General features: G+C 39.5%; 20 protein-coding genes and 2 pseudogenes. 11 read left to right on the forward strand and 11 right to left on the reverse strand.

Annotated features, from left to right (window positions below):
* The first annotated feature begins 169 nt into the window (after nucleotides 1–169).
* From metG to FTU98_RS02265, 4 genes are all read left to right on the forward strand, one after another.
* On the forward strand, nucleotides 170–2,227 hold the full coding sequence (gene metG, locus FTU98_RS02250) for a methionine--tRNA ligase (protein WP_180050268.1): 2,058 nt from the start codon (nucleotides 170–172) through the stop codon (nucleotides 2,225–2,227).
* Nucleotides 2,228–2,406: 179 nt separating this feature from the next.
* On the forward strand, nucleotides 2,407–2,823 hold the full coding sequence (locus FTU98_RS02255; RefSeq protein ID WP_180050271.1) for a hypothetical protein: 417 nt from the start codon (nucleotides 2,407–2,409) through the stop codon (nucleotides 2,821–2,823).
* Between the two features lie 110 nt (nucleotides 2,824–2,933).
* Complete coding sequence (locus FTU98_RS02260; protein WP_257220003.1) at nucleotides 2,934–3,902, forward strand: IS30 family transposase; 969 nt, start codon at nucleotides 2,934–2,936, stop codon at nucleotides 3,900–3,902.
* A 56-nt stretch (nucleotides 3,903–3,958) separates the two neighbouring features.
* Nucleotides 3,959–4,195: a putative phage abortive infection protein gene (locus FTU98_RS02265; RefSeq protein WP_257220001.1), complete on the forward strand. Its 237-nt coding sequence runs from the start codon at nucleotides 3,959–3,961 to the stop codon at nucleotides 4,193–4,195.
* Nucleotides 4,196–4,482: 287 nt separating this feature from the next.
* On the opposite strand, the gene FTU98_RS02270 is transcribed toward FTU98_RS02265, so the two are convergent.
* Nucleotides 4,483–5,106, reverse strand: coding sequence for a LysE family translocator (locus tag FTU98_RS02270; protein ID WP_096901823.1), 624 nt, complete (start codon nucleotides 5,104–5,106; stop codon nucleotides 4,483–4,485).
* Nucleotides 5,107–5,463: 357 nt separating this feature from the next.
* On the opposite strand from FTU98_RS02270, the gene FTU98_RS02275 reads away from it, so the two are divergent.
* From FTU98_RS02275 to FTU98_RS02295, 5 genes and pseudogenes are all read left to right on the forward strand, one after another.
* A complete protein-coding gene (locus FTU98_RS02275; protein WP_167846175.1) occupies nucleotides 5,464–7,086 on the forward strand; it encodes an oleate hydratase in 1,623 nt (540 codons plus the stop codon).
* A gap of 134 nt (nucleotides 7,087–7,220) precedes the next feature.
* Nucleotides 7,221–7,598: pseudogene (locus tag FTU98_RS02280) on the forward strand (IS4 family transposase); the annotation flags it as partial.
* Between the two features lie 6 nt (nucleotides 7,599–7,604).
* Nucleotides 7,605–7,795, forward strand: a pseudogene (locus tag FTU98_RS02285) (HlyD family secretion protein); the annotation flags it as partial.
* 67 nt (nucleotides 7,796–7,862) lie between these two features.
* Nucleotides 7,863–8,735, forward strand: coding sequence for a 1-aminocyclopropane-1-carboxylate deaminase/D-cysteine desulfhydrase (locus tag FTU98_RS02290; protein WP_167846176.1), 873 nt, complete (start codon nucleotides 7,863–7,865; stop codon nucleotides 8,733–8,735).
* Between the two features lie 53 nt (nucleotides 8,736–8,788).
* Nucleotides 8,789–9,985 (forward strand): NAD(P)/FAD-dependent oxidoreductase, encoded by a 1,197-nt coding sequence (locus FTU98_RS02295; protein ID WP_167846177.1) that lies wholly within the window; start codon nucleotides 8,789–8,791, stop codon nucleotides 9,983–9,985.
* 183 nt (nucleotides 9,986–10,168) lie between these two features.
* Here the strand turns inward: FTU98_RS02295 and FTU98_RS02300 are convergent, their stop codons facing one another.
* From FTU98_RS02300 to FTU98_RS02315, 4 genes are all read right to left on the reverse strand, one after another.
* Nucleotides 10,169–10,336: a hypothetical protein gene (locus FTU98_RS02300; RefSeq protein ID WP_004975492.1), complete on the reverse strand. Its 168-nt coding sequence runs from the start codon at nucleotides 10,334–10,336 to the stop codon at nucleotides 10,169–10,171.
* Between the two features lie 169 nt (nucleotides 10,337–10,505).
* Nucleotides 10,506–10,676: a hypothetical protein gene (locus FTU98_RS02305; protein WP_180037861.1), complete on the reverse strand. Its 171-nt coding sequence runs from the start codon at nucleotides 10,674–10,676 to the stop codon at nucleotides 10,506–10,508.
* Between the two features lie 95 nt (nucleotides 10,677–10,771).
* Nucleotides 10,772–12,493 (reverse strand): mechanosensitive ion channel, encoded by a 1,722-nt coding sequence (locus FTU98_RS02310; protein ID WP_180050277.1) that lies wholly within the window; start codon nucleotides 12,491–12,493, stop codon nucleotides 10,772–10,774.
* Nucleotides 12,494–12,747: 254 nt separating this feature from the next.
* Nucleotides 12,748–13,026 carry a hypothetical protein gene (locus tag FTU98_RS02315; RefSeq protein ID WP_004975487.1) on the reverse strand — a complete coding sequence of 93 codons (279 nt, stop codon included), beginning with the start codon at nucleotides 13,024–13,026 and terminating at the stop codon, nucleotides 12,748–12,750.
* 201 nt (nucleotides 13,027–13,227) lie between these two features.
* Here FTU98_RS02315 and FTU98_RS02320 point away from each other — a divergent pair, with 201 nt between their 5' ends.
* Nucleotides 13,228–13,650 (forward strand): hypothetical protein, encoded by a 423-nt coding sequence (locus FTU98_RS02320; protein ID WP_004975486.1) that lies wholly within the window; start codon nucleotides 13,228–13,230, stop codon nucleotides 13,648–13,650.
* Nucleotides 13,651–13,788: 138 nt separating this feature from the next.
* Here FTU98_RS02320 and FTU98_RS02325 read toward each other — a convergent pair whose 3' ends face one another.
* Nucleotides 13,789–14,460, reverse strand: a complete 672-nt coding sequence (locus FTU98_RS02325) for a hypothetical protein (RefSeq protein ID WP_154320450.1) — start codon at nucleotides 14,458–14,460, stop codon at nucleotides 13,789–13,791.
* A gap of 7 nt (nucleotides 14,461–14,467) precedes the next feature.
* Nucleotides 14,468–15,229: a ferredoxin--NADP reductase gene (locus FTU98_RS02330; protein WP_180050280.1), complete on the reverse strand. Its 762-nt coding sequence runs from the start codon at nucleotides 15,227–15,229 to the stop codon at nucleotides 14,468–14,470.
* An 84-nt stretch (nucleotides 15,230–15,313) separates the two neighbouring features.
* Here FTU98_RS02330 and gigC point away from each other — a divergent pair, with 84 nt between their 5' ends.
* Nucleotides 15,314–16,195, forward strand: a complete 882-nt coding sequence (gene gigC / locus FTU98_RS02335) for a LysR family transcriptional regulator GigC (RefSeq protein ID WP_004975482.1) — start codon at nucleotides 15,314–15,316, stop codon at nucleotides 16,193–16,195.
* 34 nt (nucleotides 16,196–16,229) lie between these two features.
* On the opposite strand, the gene FTU98_RS02340 is transcribed toward gigC, so the two are convergent.
* The 4 genes from FTU98_RS02340 to nuoN all read right to left on the reverse strand — a co-directional run bounded on the left by FTU98_RS02340 (nucleotide 16,230) and on the right by nuoN (nucleotide 19,528).
* A complete protein-coding gene (locus FTU98_RS02340; RefSeq protein WP_179996972.1) occupies nucleotides 16,230–16,811 on the reverse strand; it encodes a cold shock domain-containing protein in 582 nt (193 codons plus the stop codon).
* An 86-nt stretch (nucleotides 16,812–16,897) separates the two neighbouring features.
* On the reverse strand, nucleotides 16,898–17,191 hold the full coding sequence (locus FTU98_RS02345) for a cold-shock protein (RefSeq protein WP_004975478.1): 294 nt from the start codon (nucleotides 17,189–17,191) through the stop codon (nucleotides 16,898–16,900).
* A gap of 81 nt (nucleotides 17,192–17,272) precedes the next feature.
* Entirely contained in the window at nucleotides 17,273–17,908 is a 636-nt protein-coding gene (gene upp / locus FTU98_RS02350; RefSeq protein WP_004975475.1) for a uracil phosphoribosyltransferase, read from the reverse strand.
* Nucleotides 17,909–18,034: 126 nt separating this feature from the next.
* Nucleotides 18,035–19,528 carry an NADH-quinone oxidoreductase subunit NuoN gene (nuoN, locus tag FTU98_RS02355; protein WP_180050283.1) on the reverse strand — a complete coding sequence of 498 codons (1,494 nt, stop codon included), beginning with the start codon at nucleotides 19,526–19,528 and terminating at the stop codon, nucleotides 18,035–18,037.
* Between the last annotated feature and the right edge of the window lie 2 nt (nucleotides 19,529–19,530).

A 19,530-nucleotide genomic window follows, 5' to 3' on the forward strand; every position in this document is an offset into this window, starting at 1 on the left:
GGTTTTCAACATGGTTTATCTTCAAATGCAGACCAACTCCTTGTTTAGATATTGTATTTAGCCTTCTAGGCGGATTTGAAAAGAATTCATGGAATCCCTTGTGCATCTATGTGCTATCTAAGGTAAAATTGCCCGAATTGCATCGTCCCTATTTGAGAGAGTTATATCCGTGCGTCAAATTTTAGTCACTAACGCCCTACCATACGCCAATGGTCCGATCCATATGGGTCACTTACTCGGTTATATCCAGGCAGATATCTGGGTTCGCGCCATGCGTGCAATGGGACATGACGTGACTTATGTCTGTGCGGATGATGCGCATGGTACAGCAATCATGCTGCGTGCCGAAGCCAACGGGATTAGCCCTGAACAGCAAATTGCCAATGTGCAACAAGAACACATTCGTGATTTTGACGGTTTTGGCGTGCATTTTGATCATTATGATTCAACGCATAGCAACACCAACCGCGCACGTGCCAGCGAAATTTATGTCAAAAACCGTGATGCGGGCAATATTGCTGTTCGTCCTGTCACGCAATTATTTGACCCTGAAAAAGGGATGTTCTTATCGGATCGTTTTATTAAAGGCACTTGCCCAAAATGTAAAGCGGAAGATCAATACGGCGATTCTTGCGAAGTTTGCGGTACAACCTATAACGCGACTGAGCTGATTAATCCAAAATCGACTTTGAGCGGTGCGACGCCTGTAGAAAAATCATCAGATCATTACTTCTTTAAATTGCCTAATTTTGGCGAATATTTGCAAAAATGGACACGCGATGAAGGTCGTTTGCCAGTTTCGATCGCCAACAAATTAGATGAATGGTTTGAAAATGGCTTGAATGACTGGGATATTTCACGTGATGCACCATATTTTGGTTTTGAAATTCCAGACGCACCAAATAAATATTTTTATGTATGGGTTGATGCACCAATTGGTTATATGTCGAGTTTTGAAAACTACGTAAAAACCAAACGCCCTGACCTAAATTTTGACGATTATTGGAAAAAAGATTCAGACAAAGAAGTCTATCACTTCATTGGTAAAGACATCGTATATTTCCACGCTTTATTCTGGCCTGCAATGTTAGATGGTGCGGGTTATCGCACGCCTACAGGTTTATTTGTAAATGGTTTCTTGACTGTAAATGGTCAAAAAATGTCGAAATCTCGCGGCACATTTATTAAAGCAGAAACCTATTTACAGCATTTAAACCCTGAATATTTACGCTATTACTTTGCCTCAAAACTATCTGACAAAGTTGAAGACTCTGACTTAAATCTGGATGATTTTGTGCAGAAAGTAAACTCTGACCTTGTAGGTAAAGTGGTGAATATTGCTAGCCGTTGTGCCAAATTCATCAACACCAAATTTGATAATAAATTAAGCACAAACTGCGCAGAACCTGAGTTGGTACAAAGCTTTATTGCTGCAGGTGACTCGATTGCCAAAGCATACGAAGAGCGCGAATTCTCTGCCGCCATTCGTGAAATTATGGCATTGGCCGATAAAGCGAACCAATATATTGATGAGAAAAAGCCTTGGGCTTTAGCCAAAATTGAAGGCGAAGAACAACAGGTTCACGATGTATGTTCTGTGGGGATTAACCTGTTCCGTCAATTGGCGATTTACTTGGCTCCTGTATTGCCGACTTTGGCTGAACAAGTTCAAACCTTCTTACAGTTAGATAGCTTTAACTTTGAATCACGTAAAACTGTTTTAGTCGGTCATGAAATTGCGTTGTTCCAACCATTGATGCAACGTGTCGATCCGAAAGCTGTAGCTGCAATGGTGGATGCATCTAAAGATTCTTTAGCTGCTCCTGCTGAAGCACCAAAAGCTGAAAAGAAAAAGGAAAAAGCCAAAGAGAAAAAAGCAGAGCCTAAAGTAGGTGAAGCAGAAATCATTGGAATTGAAGACTTTATGAAAGTCGATTTACGTGTTGCAGAAGTTTTAGAGGCAGCAACTGTTGAAGGTTCTGATAAGCTTCTTCAACTGACTTTAAATGTTGGTGAAGCTGAACCTCGTAACGTGTTTAGCGGTATCCGTGAGTTTTATGCACCTGAAGATTTAAAAGGCAAATTGGTGGTAATGGTCGCTAACCTTGCTCCACGTAAGATGCGTTTTGGTATTTCAAACGGTATGGTACTTGCTGCAGGAAATGGTGAAGGTGTTTGGGTGATTTCACCTGAATCTGGTGCTAAACCGGGGGATAAAGTGTCTTAATTTTTAGACACTGATAAAAAGCCCTGCTATATTTTAGTGGGGTTTTTTTATAGCTATAAATAATGAATAGATGGATAAAGTTTTTTTGCTTAGTTCTACCAATAGTCTTGATAATTATTAGTTTGCTAGCTACCTATTTTATTTTTACCAACAAAGCTTTTCAAATTGGAGCAACCTCCTTGATTGATCCAAATTTAGGAGCTTCTTTAGGTAATTTGTATGGAGGACTTATAGGTACTCTCTTAAGTGCATCAAGCATATTCCTCTTGATTTATACAATTATTAATCAAAAAGATGAAGCGCAGAAAAATAATTTAAAGTCTAATTTTTTTAAAATGATTGATTATCACAACCAACATTTGATAAATATTTCTTTACCCAATACCGATCCGCAACACCCACCAAAAGAAGGAAAAAAGGCTTTTGTAACCTTCAAAATTCAGTTCAAAGGAATTTTAGAAACGATTCAAGAAATTTCTGCACAAGAAAATCTCCAACTCAATAAATCACAAATATTAGATATCTCATACGTTATTTTTTACTTTGGTATAGAGGGAAGTTGGACGACATTTATAGTAAATAAACTATCAAGGTAGGCAGAGTAAAACTTGAAGTGCGACATAAACCACCTAATTAATTTAAAGGGTTTATGGAGTATATAAAATTGTCATACCATCATCTTAACTTTGAAGATCGTACTGCATTAATGCTTGAGTCAAGAAAAGAAGGCTTTTCACCCAGAAAATTTGCTGAACTTATTAAAAGACATCCTAGTACGATCTATCGTGAACTTAAAAGAAATAGCATCAATGACGTTTATCAAGCTAAATATGCTTCTGATAACACCTTCGCTAGACGTAGACGTGGTCATAGAAAACTCAAAATCGATTCAATCCTCTGGAAATTTATTGTTGAAGCGATCCGTTGTTTATGGTCTCCTCAGCAAATAGCAAAGCGTTTAAAGAGATTTCCTGATTTGGATCAAACAATGAATGTAAGCCATACAACGATTTATTCAACTATACGAGCATTACCAAAGGGTGAGCTGAAAAAAGACTTACTATCCTGTCTGCGTCATGAAAATAAAAAGCGAAAAGCTAACGGTGAACCTAAAAAAGATTCTATATTACAGGATATTAAAACTATTCATGAGCGCCCAGCCGAAGTTCAAGAAAGAAAAATACCGGGTCATTGGGAAGCCGATTTAATTAAAGGTAAAGACAATAAAAGTTCGATAGCAACACTTATTGAACGAAATACACGGCTCTGTATCTTGGCAACATTACCTGATGCAAAGGCAGAATCAGTGCGCAAGGCTTTAACTGAAGCTCTGAAATATTTACCCGCAGAACTGCGTAAAACATTGACCTATGACCGTGGACGTGAGATGTCAGAACATAAAATTCTCGAAGAAGATTTAGGCATAGATGTATATTTCTGTGACCCACATTCGCCATGGCAGAAAGGCACATGCGAAAATATGAATGGTTTAATTAGGCAGTATTTACCTAAAGGGATTGATTTAAACCAGGCAGATCAGCATTATTTAAATCAAGTTGCCATGTCACTGAATACTCGCCCTAGAAAAGCGTTAGATTGGCTTACACCATTAGAGAAATTTGCTCAGCTTGTTGATTATCATAAGGCTTTTGAAACTGTCGCACCTCATGTTTGAATTCGCCGTATAACGGATTTAATGAAGAATTAGTTATTAAAATTCAGAAAAGGTTAATGGAAAAGGATTCTAGAGGCTGCTTATTGAAAACCAATCAAACTCATTTAAGCTCTTATTTTAGAAATATGTATAATGCTATAAAAATAGTAGATGAATCAACAATCCTAAGTGATTTTGAAAAATACGAGTTAATAAAAATTTACCGTGCTCAACTTTCAAACCCTGAGCTTTATATCCTTTTTTTCAATGTTTTATCGCGTTTTGGAAAAAATGGCTCCAAAATAATTTTATAAATAAATATGATTTTATTAAAAATATTCCATTTGAATATTGTGACGGATATGACCCTAAACATTACTTTCCATCTATCAAATTCGAAGAGGATGAATATTGATTTAAGTACTAACGCACAGAAAGGTGACATGGATGTAGCCTGTTCGTTAGGCACACGGACGTGCCCTCTAACGAACAAAGGATTTTTGTTACTTTTGATCCTTTAAAAGTAAGGCAAACATTTTAATTATTAGAATACCCTCATCCCAATCTTCTCCCAAAAGGCATAGGTATCTACACAAATAAATCACTTCATCCCAAAAATTAACTTTAATCCCAATACTGTCATGACCGCCCCTGCTGCACGGTCAAAAATAGCCTTAAACTTAATATAAGCCTGACGCGGTTTTTCTGCAGACAAAGCCACTGCAACCAATGAACACCAACCTGCATCAATAAAAAAACACAGAATTGGCAGCACCACATAAAAATAGTTCGGAATTTCTTTAGGCAACAAAGCCGTAAAAATACTCGCCAAGACAATTGCAATTTTAGGGTTAGATAACTGCGTAATTAAACCTGTAGTAAACGCACGGCGCAGTGACATTTGCTGTCCATGTGCAAGATTGGTTTGAATAGGCGCTTTGGCATGCTTCACAATTTTATAAGCCAAAAACAACAAATATAAACCACCACAAATTTTAAGCAGAAAATATGCTGAAGGCACTGCCAATAAAATAGCCTGCAACCCCATCACCGCCAATAAACCAAAAATTGCGGCACCCGTACCCGTGCCTAAAGCCGTAAATAAACCATGCTTACGTGAAATGGCAATCGAATTTTTTGCCACATAAATAAAGGTAGGCCCAGGACTAATTGCCCCCAACATTAATGCCAAAGCAATAGAGCCTAAAATCAATAATGATTCCAAGATAGACCTCAAGATTAGAATAATTTTCAATTATTTATTTTACTTAAAAAACCATAATAGAAGATATAATTTTTTTGATTTATGTTTATAAATTTAAGGATTTTTCAAGCAATTTGATATTTATTAAAAAAACCAAAAATAGAGTAAAAACTCAATTTAATTTCAATATCAAACAGTTAAAACATAGCATATGAACAGTAAAATTTTATTGTGCATCCATTTTTTCTATTAAAGTTTTTTTCTGATAATAATTTATCATCGATTTTTAGCAGAACTTTCATATATTTTTAAAACATATAATCCCATAATAAAATTACGGCTTTAATTTTCTTTAGAACTACAAACGAGGCACATCAGATGCAAAATAAAAGACTGAAAACATTAGACCGCTCTAAATCACATCTTTGGATTGTAGGTGGAGGCATAGCTGGTATGGCTGCTGCTGCTTTTGCGATTCGTGATGCTAAAGTGCCAGCTGAACATATCCATATTTTAGAAGAATTGAATGTTTCTGGTGGTTCGATGGATGGTGGACATAATCCGCTTAATCCGAACCAAGCATGGGTCACACGTGGTGGACGTATGCTAACTGATGAGACTTATTTGTGTACTTGGGATTTATTTTCAAGCATCCCATCTTTAGAAAATCCAGACATTTCTGTTCGTGAAGAATGTCGTGAATTTAACGAACAAGTTAAAACCAATGCTCAAGCACGTTTGATCGACTCAAATCATATTATTGCAGAAGCTCAAAAATTGGGGTTATCAACGCTCAACCGTGCTCAAATGTTACGTCTACTGGCATTAAAAGAAGATCGTATCGGTAGTCGCCGTATTGATGAATTTTTTGATGATGCATTTTTCCAAAGTAATTTTTGGCGGATGTGGCGAACCACGTTTGCCTTTCAAAAATGGCATAGCGCAGCGGAATTACGCCGTTATTTTCTACGTTTCATTCAAGAATTACCACGCATCCATACCTTAGCAGGTGTGAAACGAACTAAATACAATCAATATGATTCAATGATTCATCCTCTACAACGCTGGTTGGTGGAACAAGGCGTTGATGTTCGTTTCGGTAGTTATGTCACAGATGCAGACTTTGTCGAAGATGACCAAACGAAGGAACGTAAGGCAACCCAACTTTATGTCAACATTCCAGAAGGCACTGAACAAATTCAACTGGGTGAGCATGATCTTGCGCTCTTTACTTTAGGTTCGATTACGGCTGATTCACGTTATGGCGATAAATTCGATGTTCCTGAGCTAATTCGTGATCGACAAGATCATGGCTGGCGTTTGTGGGAAACATTGGCTCAAAAAGCTCCTGATTTTGGTCGTCCAATGACCTTCTATGGCAACATTGATGAGCATAAATGGAAATCCTTTACGCTCACCATGCATGATGATGTGCTGCTAAAACGGATTATTGATTACACAGGAAATGAACCGGGTACAGGTGCACTCATGACTTGGTTTGAATCTGGTTGGCATCTATCTGTGGTCGTTCCAGCTCAACCGCATTTTGCTGACTTACCAGAAGGTAAATTCACCTTATGGGGTTATGGTTTTGAAATTGACCATATCGGCGATTACATTAAAAAACCGATGAGTGAAGCGACGGGTCAAGAAATTTTAATTGAGTTGATTCATCAACTTGGTTTCGATGACATTTTGGATCATGTGTTGGCACATACTGACATTACCACAGTAATGATGCCTTATGCCTCTGCCCTATTTGCATGTCGTAAAGCAGGTGATCGCCCATTGGTCATTCCAGAAAATGCAGTCAACTTTGCTTTCTTAGGTCAATTCGTAGAGCTTGAAGATGATGTGGTTTTCACTGTGGAATATTCCGTACGTTGTGCCATGATTGCCATTTATCAGCTCTTAGGTGTCGAACGTGAAATTCCAGAGATTTACAATGGTTTACTCGATCCTAAAGTTGGCTTAAATGCTTTGGAAGCAGTTTTTCATTAAATTTTAAAAAGCCATAGGGTAAATTGCTGCCCTATGGTTATTCAACTTATTTTGATAAAACGATCTTTGTACACGACAAAAAAGATAACTCATTGAAATAATGGCATAATACTTGTTTTCTGACGACGAATATGATCACACATTTCAATGAGTTACATCTCATATTAAACAAATATCTAAAGTGGAACAAGTCACATGTAAAATGTTTTACACTGATTATGCCTGCATTAATTGTAAAACAGACATGTAATCTTTCTTTTGTATCTAAAGCCTTACCCATCAAGTGCTTACCACAATCATTTTATCGACGTATACAACGCTTCTTTGCAGATCAGTATTTCGATTATCGTCAAATTTCTCAGTTAATTTTCAATATATTTTTATTCGATAAAGTCCAATTAACTTTGGATAGAACCAACTGGAAATGGGGAAAACGAGATATCAATATCTTGATGTTAGCCATCATCTATCGTGGAATAGCGATACCTATTGTTTGGACATTGCTCAATAAACCAGACCATGTGGAGCAGATTTCCACTGCTGCGGGCTCATAGTTCAGTGTACTCAAACCTGATAATGCCACAGGCAACTCTTTACCAAAGTGGTGCAACGTATTGCGGTACGCATCGCCATTGATCCAGAACAAAAAGGCATGGAAAACCTACGTCCTGGTATGTCGGTAATCACGTCGGTGGATGCCGACTCATAAACCAACACTGACATTCTCAATCAAATACATTTACAATGTGGTCAAATTCATTTCTCGTTCGCAAAAAATGTTTGATCACATTGCTTTTCCTACCCCTTATCAAACATTAGAACTTCCCCAGCCTGTTCAACTGACCATCAAACGCCTTGATCAGATTCATCCCCAGATTTCGGGCAACAAGTTTTTTAAACTCAAATACAACCTCTTGGCAGCACAACAGCAAGGTTTTTCTCAAGTCCTCACTTTTGGTGGTGCATTTTCCAATCATATTGCAGCAACAGCTTTTGCAGCACAGCATTTTGGTTTTCAAAGTATCGGCATCATTCGTGGTCAGGAACTTGCGACCCAAGACTTAAATCCTACCCTACAAACAGCGCAAGATTTTGGCATGCAACTGCATTTTGTCAGCCGAGCCGAATATCGTCTGCGCCATGAAGTAGAATATTTACAACAACTTCAACAGCAATATCCTCAAGCCTTTATTATTCCAGAGGGTGGAAGCAATTCCCTTGCCATTCAAGGGACACAGGAAATCCTCTCCCCTGATGATTTAGAAAATTATGACGTAATTTGTTGTGCCGTGGGTACAGGTGGAACTCTTGCAGGCATCATTGAAAGCAGTTCAGATCACCAGCACATTTTAGGCTTTTCAGCCTTGAAAGGTGATTTTCTCAAACAGGACATTCAACAATGGACTGATAAAAGCAATTGGTCTTTAACCGATGCTTATTGTGGTGGCGGCTATGCCAAAACTACAGCTGAATTATTGAAATTTATTCAAAATTTTGAGCAAAAATATCAAATTCCACTCGAACACATTTATACAGGTAAAATGATGATGGGAATTCTTGATTTAATCCAGCACAATCATTTCCCTGCCCACACTCGAATCCTGGCCATTCATACAGGTGGGTTGCAAGGAAAGCTTAAAGCATATTAAAACCCCCACAAATCTTTTATAATTGCTCGCTTTTCGTCTACCGAGTAATACTCATGGTTCATCAGGTTGATGTTGTTGTTTTAGGTGCGGGTGCATCAGGCTTGATGTTGGCTGCAGAGGCTGGTAAACGTGGGCGTTCGGTTGTGGTACTGGAAAAAGCCAATAAAGTGGGCAAAAAAATTCTGATGTCTGGTGGTGGTAAATGTAATTTCACCAATTTAGAAGTCGAGCCAAACCATTATATTTCACATAATCCACATTTTGTCATTTCTGCTCTCACCCGTTATACCAACTGGGATTTTATTGGTTTGGTCTGCGAATACGGCATTGAATATGAAGAACGTAAACACGGACAATTATTCACCTTAAACGGCGCTAAAGAAATTTTAGCCATGCTCTTGGCCGAATGTGAAAAAACCAATCTGGTCAATATTCAAACTAATTGTGAAGTCAAAGCTGTGAATGCCCTAGATGATCAAGGTTTCCAAATTGCAACGACTTTAGGGTATTTCCAAGCAAGCGCTGTGGTTGTAGCCACAGGTGGTTTATCTATTCCAACTTTAGGTGGCTCTGGAATTGGCTATGAAATTGCTAAACAGTTTGGTCATCGTGTTTACCCGACCCGTGCAGGTTTAGTGCCTTTTACCTTCTCAGACAGCTTTAAAGAAGTCACTACACGTTTAAGCGGTAATGCGGTGGATGCGACTTTATCAAATTCATTAAATAGTTTTACCGAAGCATTGCTATTTACCCATCGTGGTTTGAGTGGGCCAAGCGCCTTACAGCTTTCTAATTATTGGGATGTCGGACAAAGTTTTAAAATTAACTTTTTGCCATACTTAGAACTCTATGACTTTTTTAAAAACAAAAAGCAAAGCAGTCCTAAAGTTTTACTACGCACCTTGCTCAGCGAACATTTGCCAAAAAGTGTAGTGGCTGAATTGCAGCAACTGATCTGGCCTACGCTCTCTGAAACGGCAATTGGCAATATCAGTGATGAAAAACTAGAACAGATTGCAGCACGTTTAAATGCCTTTGAAGTCAAACCATCGGGCACAGAAGGTTATCGTACTGCCGAAGTCACTTTAGGCGGAGTCGATACCCAAGAAGTTTCCTCTAAAACCATGGAAAGTAAAAAACAAAAAGGCTTGTATTTTGTCGGAGAAGTCTTAGATGTAACAGGACATTTGGGCGGCTATAATTTCCAATGGGCGTGGTCATCTGCACATGCAGCATCGGAGTATGTTTAAGTTTGCTTTTAGATGAAACATGCAAACAAATGAATGTGATAAAAATGATTCTAGTCTAAACAGAATAATATTGATCTTGCCGATCAAATTGCAAAATGACAAAAGCCAGTTTTTTCTAAACTGGCTTTTTCTTTAACACCGTCACGTACTATAAAGACTTAGCAATACGTGAATCCTGTTATTTTATTCTAAATAATCGGTACGAAATAATACCAATTTTGGCGTATTTGCCAAACGTGATTCAGTTTGCTGCATTTTAAGCACAGCATTTTGTTGATGCATAGGTAACGAATTTGCCACTTGAACTTTTAAACTGATACGTAATTTGTTTAGCATATTGATTTCTCTCATTATTGTCATCCTTGCGCGAATTTTAAGACTCAAATATTTCAGCTTGGTTAAAACCCAAGTTTTTTATTTTTCCCTTAAACCCTCATCAAGCTTTCCAAGTTATTGATCTGATTTATCCAAATCAGTCTTTGGCTCATTCCTGCCAAAGTTGATTAATTTTTAACATAATTTAAGAGCTTGGTCTATCCTCTTTTGGATGATTTTTCTCAAAATTTTCAGTTGGTTTTGCGGTGGCTTCTGGCTTGGCAAAAACAAATTTATAGGCTGCAACAAAAAAGCCGATGGTGATGCCAGCAATCACGATTGGGGCAAAAAACTTATCGGGTGCTGATTTGGACATTAGTCTTTCCTCTTTTTTAATGAATACCGAAAAGAAATCGACCAATACGGTGATTGGTCGATCATCTTAGCGATTCAAATCAAAATTTGAACAGGTTATTTCGGGTCATTTTTTGGATGTTCATCGACATCTGGTTCAGCCTCACCTGTCGAACCAAATGGGTTATTGACTGGTGGATGTTCAGGATCAACCTTTAACGTATCTGGCACAGCATGATCAGTTGCCGCTTCAGGTGTTGTAGTCACATCACTTACAGACGCTTGTGGCTGCTCAGATACAATAGGTGTCATCACATTTGATGCTGACGTTGCCGTTTCTGTTTTGTGCAACGGATTCGGTTGATTCGCCTCACGTTTGGCTTTATCAATCAAATCAGTTAACACACGTTCTGCAGGTTGACGACCACCTAAACCAAAGGCAAGTGCGAAAGCCACTGCAACAGAACCAAGAGTTAAACCAAAGGCCAAGTTCACAATAGAGTCTGCAATACCCATCGCGCGTAAGCCCATGGCTACCACCAAGCCCATAATTAAAATACGGACTAAGTTTGCCAACCAACGCGAGCTGTTATATTCACCGCGCTGTACCACTTTGGCGACCAAATTCGCTAGCCAGAAACCCACCACCAAAATGACAGCACCCAACAGAATATCTGCACCAAACTGGATAAACATGGCAATCAAGCCGCTGACTTGATCAAAGCCCAAACGGTTCGCCGCTTCAGATACCGCAAATAGCATGGTAAAGAATACGATCAGATAACCAACCACACATGAAATTTTAGTTGTACCTAAAAAGCGCTGTAAGTCGAGTTTGGCAGGAATACCATCGACTCCTGTGCCTGCAACCACTTCCACCACAATATTGGCTACAAAACGCGACACCACATAAGCCAAAATAAGAATCAGACCTGCCGCAATAATATGCGGGATCGCATTCATAATTTCATACAGCATGGCAGTCGCAGGCTGTGAAATGGCTTCAATGCCAAGTGCCTCAAAACCAATAATCAAGGCTGTGATGATCACCAAGGCGAAAACAAACGAACCGAGTAATTTAGGTAAATTTGAATTTTTGAAGATGCCAACTTTTTCAGCATGCTGTTGAATATTCAAGCTACCCAATAAACCTTCGACAATGCCACGAACAATTTTTGCCAGAATGTATCCTACAAAAACAATCACGCCTGCAATGAAGATGTTCGGTAAATACAGCACAACTTCATTCACCATGTTTTGCACAGGGAACAACAGACCGTTTAAGCCTAAAATTGACAGCACAATTGGCAAGAACAGCAATAAAATCAGCCAATAAACAATTTCACTGATATTTTGACTTAAACCACTCACACCGACATCGGCACTGAGTTTTTCATCCAACTGAGTACGTGCCAACAGTTTTTGCATCCCCACTTTAACCAGATTTGCCAAAATCCAACCAATAAAACCAACAGCAACAGCAGCCAGTAAAGAAGGAATAAACAATAAGAACTGCTGAATCATATTACTGAATGGCCCACTGACACTGGTCAGATTCAACACGTTCAACGCACCAATGACTGCAATAATTAAAATTACCCAAAACACGACCCGTGACACAATCACTTCAATATTTGAACGATGCCCCGTTGCATTTGATAATTTTTGATCGGTGCCTAATTTTTGTAGAACCTTTTTAATTCCACCCGCGACCAATAATGCAATCACCCACCCGACAAGTAAAATTGCGACTGCAGCAAAAATGGGTTGAAATTGCTCCCAATAATACATGGCATCAAAACCTCTGCCATGTAGGTTCCCATTAAAATAATCATTCATCTTGTTTAATCCTCATGGTGATTAGCTTCATTTTTAGGTTTGCACCACGGCGCAAAACTGCTTTTTATCGATTCAAATTATTGAGTAAAGCTCTATTCACCATAGAATTTGCATATTTTTTATTCAACCTTAGGATGCAGAATCGCAACAATTCTACAAAGGAGGGACAATAAACCTTGCGAAAATCCACAAAAAAGCCCTGCATCTAGGCAAGGCTGAATTTGTAAATATGAATTTTTGACGCTTAGGCTAAGCTACCGATCTGTTGCTGTTGCAGTATTGCTGTCCTCTGCACGTGCTTCATCTCCAGCTGTGCCCGTTGTCGTGCTATTTGGCGTTGCTTGTTGTACGGTTGGATTAGGATGTCCAGGAGGTGCTTCGCTCGGACTCGGATTGCGATCCGCCATCATGTAAATCAGCAATGCCAATAAAAAGATTCCCACCAGTAGAAGCATATAGACTGGAATACGTTTTTTTCGCTTAATGTCTTCAGCTGAGTTTACATGAGGTGGTTTATTGAAATCATGCGGCATGTTCCCCTCACTTATGTATTTATCTGATGAATTTTCATACTAACAAGCTCCTCACGCTTATTGTGTGACAATACATAGCAAGATGGTGAAAAGATGTAATATACCTCAAGTACCACCTATGTTGCCCAATATCGACAAAGCTGCCTCTCACGGGGAAATGCGCTATAATCACGTACCGTTTTTTTGTGTACTTTGAACTTTATGGCGTATCGTCAACAAAGTGTATCGCTTGATCTTGACACTGACGTCACTCATCAATGTGCCTTGCACTATACCCGTGATGGGCATCTCATTGGTATTATTGAATTTAGCAAGCCCAGCTATCTGCTCAAATGGGGCGATTTGGAATATTTCCGTCGTCGTACCGAAGAATTTTCGGTCATGCCATTTCCAGATTGTGTGAATGCCATGATCATTGATATTCGCAACATTGCTGCATTTCTGGATAATGAAGTGCCAATTTTACCGTGGCGCTTACTTGAAGAAGAATGTCCTGTGCGTTTGGTGGTTCCTCAAGAGCGCTTAGAGCATTATGCAGGTTTTTTTGAACCGACTTGGCTAAGTAGCGATGTCGATAGCGCGATTCAGGAAATCCGCGAATATATGGATATGTTTGTGCACTAATTTCTTTGAAGAGTCACTTTCAAGCATTGCGTTCAAAAGTTGCTTTCAAAATTGAATCGCACCAAGCAAAAACCTCATCTGCAGCGTTGTAGATGAGGTTTTTATATGAATGGTGAAGATCACCTCAACAACCAATTTTTAGCGAATTGTGAAAATACATTTATTTTCAAAACTCGATTTAGGCAGCCACAAAACCTGCTTAAAACGCACCTGATCTATGCCAAAACTGCGCATTTTCTTAGATGTATAACGCCAACCGACACAGTCTTGATACTTCTCATATTCAGGAGTCTGCCCTGCAATGGTTGAGCTTTGCTGAACTTTAATTTTCTGAAAAAAAGCGGTTTCCTTTGCACGGATTGGGCCAATATATTCATTATACATTTGTTCCATTTCGGCACTTTCAAATTGCATTTTTTGCAAACTGCCACCATGCCAACCCAACTGACTACGCAAGTTTAAATATTTTACTTTGCCCGCAGGAAATACATAATTGGCACAAGAAGAAAAGCAATACTGTCCAACTTCAACATTCAGTTGATGGCCAAAGACCAAATTACCCAAATCAATACCTAAGCTGATCTCGCCACCACGACTGTTGATTTTTAAGGTATCAATTTTGTCTGACTGTTTAAGTAATTCCGCTGCACGTGCGTTGGCTTCAGGGCTAAGTGGCCCATCATAAATGAGTACGTGATCTTGCACAGCAACCTGAGTTTCCACCGTTTCAGCCTGTACGGTTTGTGCGACTATAAACATCAGCCCTGCGCTGGCTATATATTTGAACAGTTGATATTTGAATAGTTGCATCACATCCTCACCAATAATTTTCAACTGCAATATTGCCTTCCCCACGGCGGTTCATGGTTAAACCACGCGCTTTTAAGGCTTCTTTGGTGTCATCGACCATGGCAGGGTTACCGCATAACATCACATGGCTGGTTTCAGGGTTGAGTACACTACCCGCAGCCTGTTCAAGTTCACCATTTGCAATTAATATAGGCAAACGATCATGCAAATCAGCTTGAGGATCGCGAGTGATAATTGGGATAAATTTAAAGCCTGTATGCCCTTCGCCAAAAGTTTCGGCAATCTCGTGAATTTTATCGACATAAGCCAATTCAGCTTCGGTACGCACGCTATAAACCAAATAAATATGTTGATATTTTGTCCATGTTTCAAAATCTTGCAGCATGGATAAAAACGGTGCAAGACCTGTACCTGTGGCCAGTAACCATAAATCGTGTGGGGCAGGCAATTGATAACGCGCCAAGGTCAAAAAACCATAAGGGATTTTTTCCAAGTACAGCTCATCCCCCACTTGAAGGTGCTGCAAGTTAGAAGTAAACGCACCATCTGGCACGACAATTGAGAAAAACTCTAAAGTTTCATCAAAGGGTGATGACACCACCGAATAAGCACGTACTACCAATTCATCGCCCACTTTTAACCCGATACGTGCAAACTGCCCTGCGGTAAATTTAAAGTGCGCAGGACGAGTCATGGTGAAGCTAAACAAGGTGTTGGTCCAACGATGAACCGAAAGCACTTTTTCTAAAGTAAATTTTTCAATTGACATGATTTGAGCGTGGCATGAAAGACTGTGCTCATGTTAGCATGTTGGGGTAATTTATGAATATTTTTAAATGTTAAGGCTTGATTCATGCGCATGACTTTACGCCAGTTGGCGGTTTTTGTAGCAGTTGCCCAAGAAGGGACAGTAACCAAAGCCAGTGATGCCGTTAAGCTCACCCAAAGTGCTGCAAGCATGGCCTTAGCAGATTTGGAAGATGGCTTGGGTGCTCCACTGTTTGACCGTTTGGGTAAGCGTCTACAACTAAATGATTTGGGTCGTTTTTTATTGCCACAAGCCTTAGAAATTTTGGGTCGTTGTGAAGCATTTGAGCAAGCCGCTAAAGGCGAGCTACAAAGTATTGATTTGCGTTTAGGTGCAACTCTTACCATTAGTGACTATTTGATGCCTGATTTAATGGCAGACTTTTTGCAAATTCAGCCGCAGGCGCATTTACAGTTACAAGTGGGCAATACCCGCCAAATGATTGAAGCTGTAAACCAATTTCAGCTAGATTTAGCACTGATTGAAGGTTCTTGTCACTTACCCCAACTCCAATGTATTCATTGGCGTGATGATGAACTTGCAGTGTGCTGTGCGCCAAGTCATCCTTTAGCGCAGTTAAACCGTGCTTTAAGTATCGCAGATTTTGAAGACGCCGAGTGGATTTTACGTGAAGAAGGTTCAGGTACCCGTGAAGTGTTTGACAATGCAATTTTAAAAGACCTGCCTGATGCCAATATTCGTTTAACTTTGGGTCATAACGAAGCGATTTTAAAAATTGTCGCAGGTGGGATTGGTATGTCGTGTATTTCACGATTGGCGATTGAACCTTTACTAGAAAAAGGTCAATTGGTGATTTTAGATACACCTTTCTGGCAACTGACGCGCCCGTTATTCATGTTGGTGCATCGTCAGAAATACCAAGGGCCTGGCTTAAAGGCATTTATGAAGTTTTGCGACGCGAAATAGTTTATAAAAGAGTACCGATGATGGTACTCTTTTTTTAGCGATTAAACTGACTCTCACACGGTATGCCGTCACCATCACCGTCCATTTTAGTATTTGGACAATTTCGTATAAAGAATAATGCTTCTTCGTAAGACGTCATTTGACTACAGTGCTCACGCCCATCACAAGTAAAGTTCTGTTCAACAACAGGAACTTCTACTACTTTTTGTACTGATAAAGCTTCAGGCTGACTATTTTGCCAAGCTTGGTACTTATTAAATACTGCATAAGCCAAGCCGAATATAATCAATATACCAATATAAGTAACAAAATTGGATGAGTTATTTTCAGACTTCTGCTGTCTTTTATGATTCTGCTTTGTCGTATGAATTGCCCTTGATTGAGGTGTATGCCTTTCGACTGCAACCTTAATATCTAGACGGATAATATTATCTGCTTTGAACTTGCCATTTTCTTCTACTTTACGAAATTTTAGATTTTCTCCCACTTTTAGTGGAATATTTTTATTGGGAAAATCTTTAATATGAAAAAATAAATCTTTAGGCTCTCCTTCTATTTGAATAAAACCAAAGCCTCGTTCTTCGTTATAAGTTTTTATTTTCCCTTCTAAAAACATAAATTACTCTTTTCACGTTAATTTTTGATTATTGTACAAAAAAAGAGGCGAAAATGCCTCTTTTCTGTGCATGAAAACATTTAAAACTAACGCTTTAAGTTTGATAACAATGCAGACGTAATCGACGTATTCGCAGCAACCGCTTTGGCTTTTTTTGCTTTTTTGGATTTATCTTCTACAGGTTCAATATTAATGGCTTTATAACGATCACCATTTTGAACCACATTAAATTTAACGCGATCATTGCGCTTTGGCTCGCCTTCAGCCGCAGGAAAATCCGAGATATGGAAAAACACTTCACCTTCAGGTGCGGCAATAAATCCATAGCCTTTTTCGGCATTATATTGTTTGATTTTCCCTTGATATTGTTCAGATTTCATGGCTTAACCTTTTACGAGCTGCACTTTATATGAGTATATAAAAAAGAGGCAGTTAATGCCTCTTTTTCACCGACATTCGGCTTAATCTTTTTGCACTGAACCAAAAATTTTATCGCCTGCATCACCCAAGCCAGGCACAATATAACCATCTTGGTTTAAACCTTCATCTACCGATGCAGTAAAGATCACCACATCTGGATGCGCGGCTTCTACACGTTGAATGCCTTCTGGCGCTGCAACCAAAACCATCACACGAATGTCTTTACAACCACTGGCTTTGAGCAAATCAATCGCTGCCACTAAAGATGAACCTGTGGCAAGCATAGGGTCAATAATCATCGCAATACGGTTTTGTACATCTGGTACTAATTTTTTGTAGTACGTACGCGCTTCTAAAGTTTCTTCATCACGTTCCAAGCCAAGTACAGACACTTTGGCACTTGGAATCAAGTTTAAGAAACCATCTAACATGCCAATACCTGCACGTAAAATAGGCACAACCGTAATTTTTTTACCCGCAATACGGTCTACAGTGACTGCACCATTCCAACCCGCAATTTCGTGCTCGACCATAGGCAAATCTTTGGTCGCTTCATAAGTCAGCAACATGGTGACTTCTTGTGCCAATTCACGGAAGTTTTTGGTGCTGATATCAGCACGACGTAATAGCCCTAATTTATGACGAATAAGCGGATGTCGGATTTCATGAATAGCCACGGGAGAACACCTAAAAGGAAAGAAAAGCAAATATCATTTTATTATATGCTGTTTTTATTGTGTATATAAACCAAAAAGCCTTCAATTTATGAAGGCTTTTTGACTGAAAGTTAAACTTCTTTCAAATTATTGCTGTGACAGCATGAAATGGATGGGTGACAAAATTTCAGCTTCAAGTGCCATTTTGATAATTGGGTCTGGATAAACACCAATCACCAATACCGCTAAAGCTGCAACCAATACCATAATACCGCCCACTTTTTGGCCCCAATGATCGACAGCATCCATTTTTGGTTCATCTGGCGGTGTCATATACATCACCACCATAACGCGCAAGTAGTAGTACAAACCAATACCTGAACCCACGATGATCATCGCAGCTAAGAACCAGTGCTGAGTCGTTACCGCAGCCATCACCACCAAGAACTTACCAATGAAGCCTGCAGTTAATGGAATACCTGCAAGAGAAAGCATCATCACGGTTAATACAGCAGTCAATACTGGACGACGCCAGAACAAACCACGGTAGTCAGCCAAACTTTCAGCTTCTGCTACGTTGTTGTATGGGCTAGACATTAATGCCACTGCACCAAACGCGCCAATAGTCGTCAAGACATAGGTAATCACATAAACGCTGACATTACCCAAGCTTGCATAAGTCATGCTGATCAAACCAATCAACAAATAACCAAAGTGTGCAATTGATGAGTAAGCCAAAATACGTTTCAAGTTCACTTGACGTACAGCAAGGAAGTTACCCACCAAAATTGAAAGCACGGCAATAATGGTCATGATAGTTACAATCGAGTCGATCAGGATTGCCCCTGAACCCAAAATGTAACGCACGAACAAACCAATGGTTGCTACTTTCGCTGCAGTCGCAAGGAAGGTTGCGATTGGTGCAGGCGCACCGTCATAAACGTCTGGTGTCCATTTGTGGAATGGCGCCAAAGACAGTTTAAATGCCACAGCAAAGACAATTAAGCCTAAACCTAAAATTACCAAAGGTTGCTGGATGTTTTGCATTAATGCTTGAACAGAGTCATAGAACGACAATGAACCTGTGTACGCATAAATGTACGCCATACCCATAAGCAACATTGCTGATGCAGTTGCAGACAATACTAAGTACTTCACACCCGCTTCTAAAGATTTAGAACGCTGGTGGGTATATGCCAATAAGCCATAAACAGGAATTGACATTAACTCAAGGCTAATGAAGAACGATGCATAGTGCGAACTTGATACCATCAACATAGCACCCGCTACAGAACATAACATCAAGATGTAAAGTTCTTCGCGGTTGTCTTTATAGGTCTCAATATAAGCATGAGACAAAGTAGAACATGCCAATGCTGCGATCAGAATCACCAGTTGATATAACAAGGTGAACGGATCAATCATAAACATGCCCATCACGCTGGCAGGAGCAAAGTTCCCACCAAACATCATGAGTAAAAGGTAAGCCGCAGCGAGGTTCAAGCCCACCACTGATGCTGTAGCAATTAAGTTATGGTTACGCTTAATTGCAGTAAGGATCATCACGATAATCGCAGTTAAAGCCACGATCATCACAGGAGCTAAAGGCATAAGCTCAGAAAATGACATTGTGAAGTTCATGG

Origin of the sequence: Acinetobacter sp. YH12211 (genome assembly GCF_013418015.1) — a bacterium.
Taxonomy (GTDB): Bacteria; Pseudomonadota; Gammaproteobacteria; order Pseudomonadales; family Moraxellaceae; genus Acinetobacter; species Acinetobacter towneri.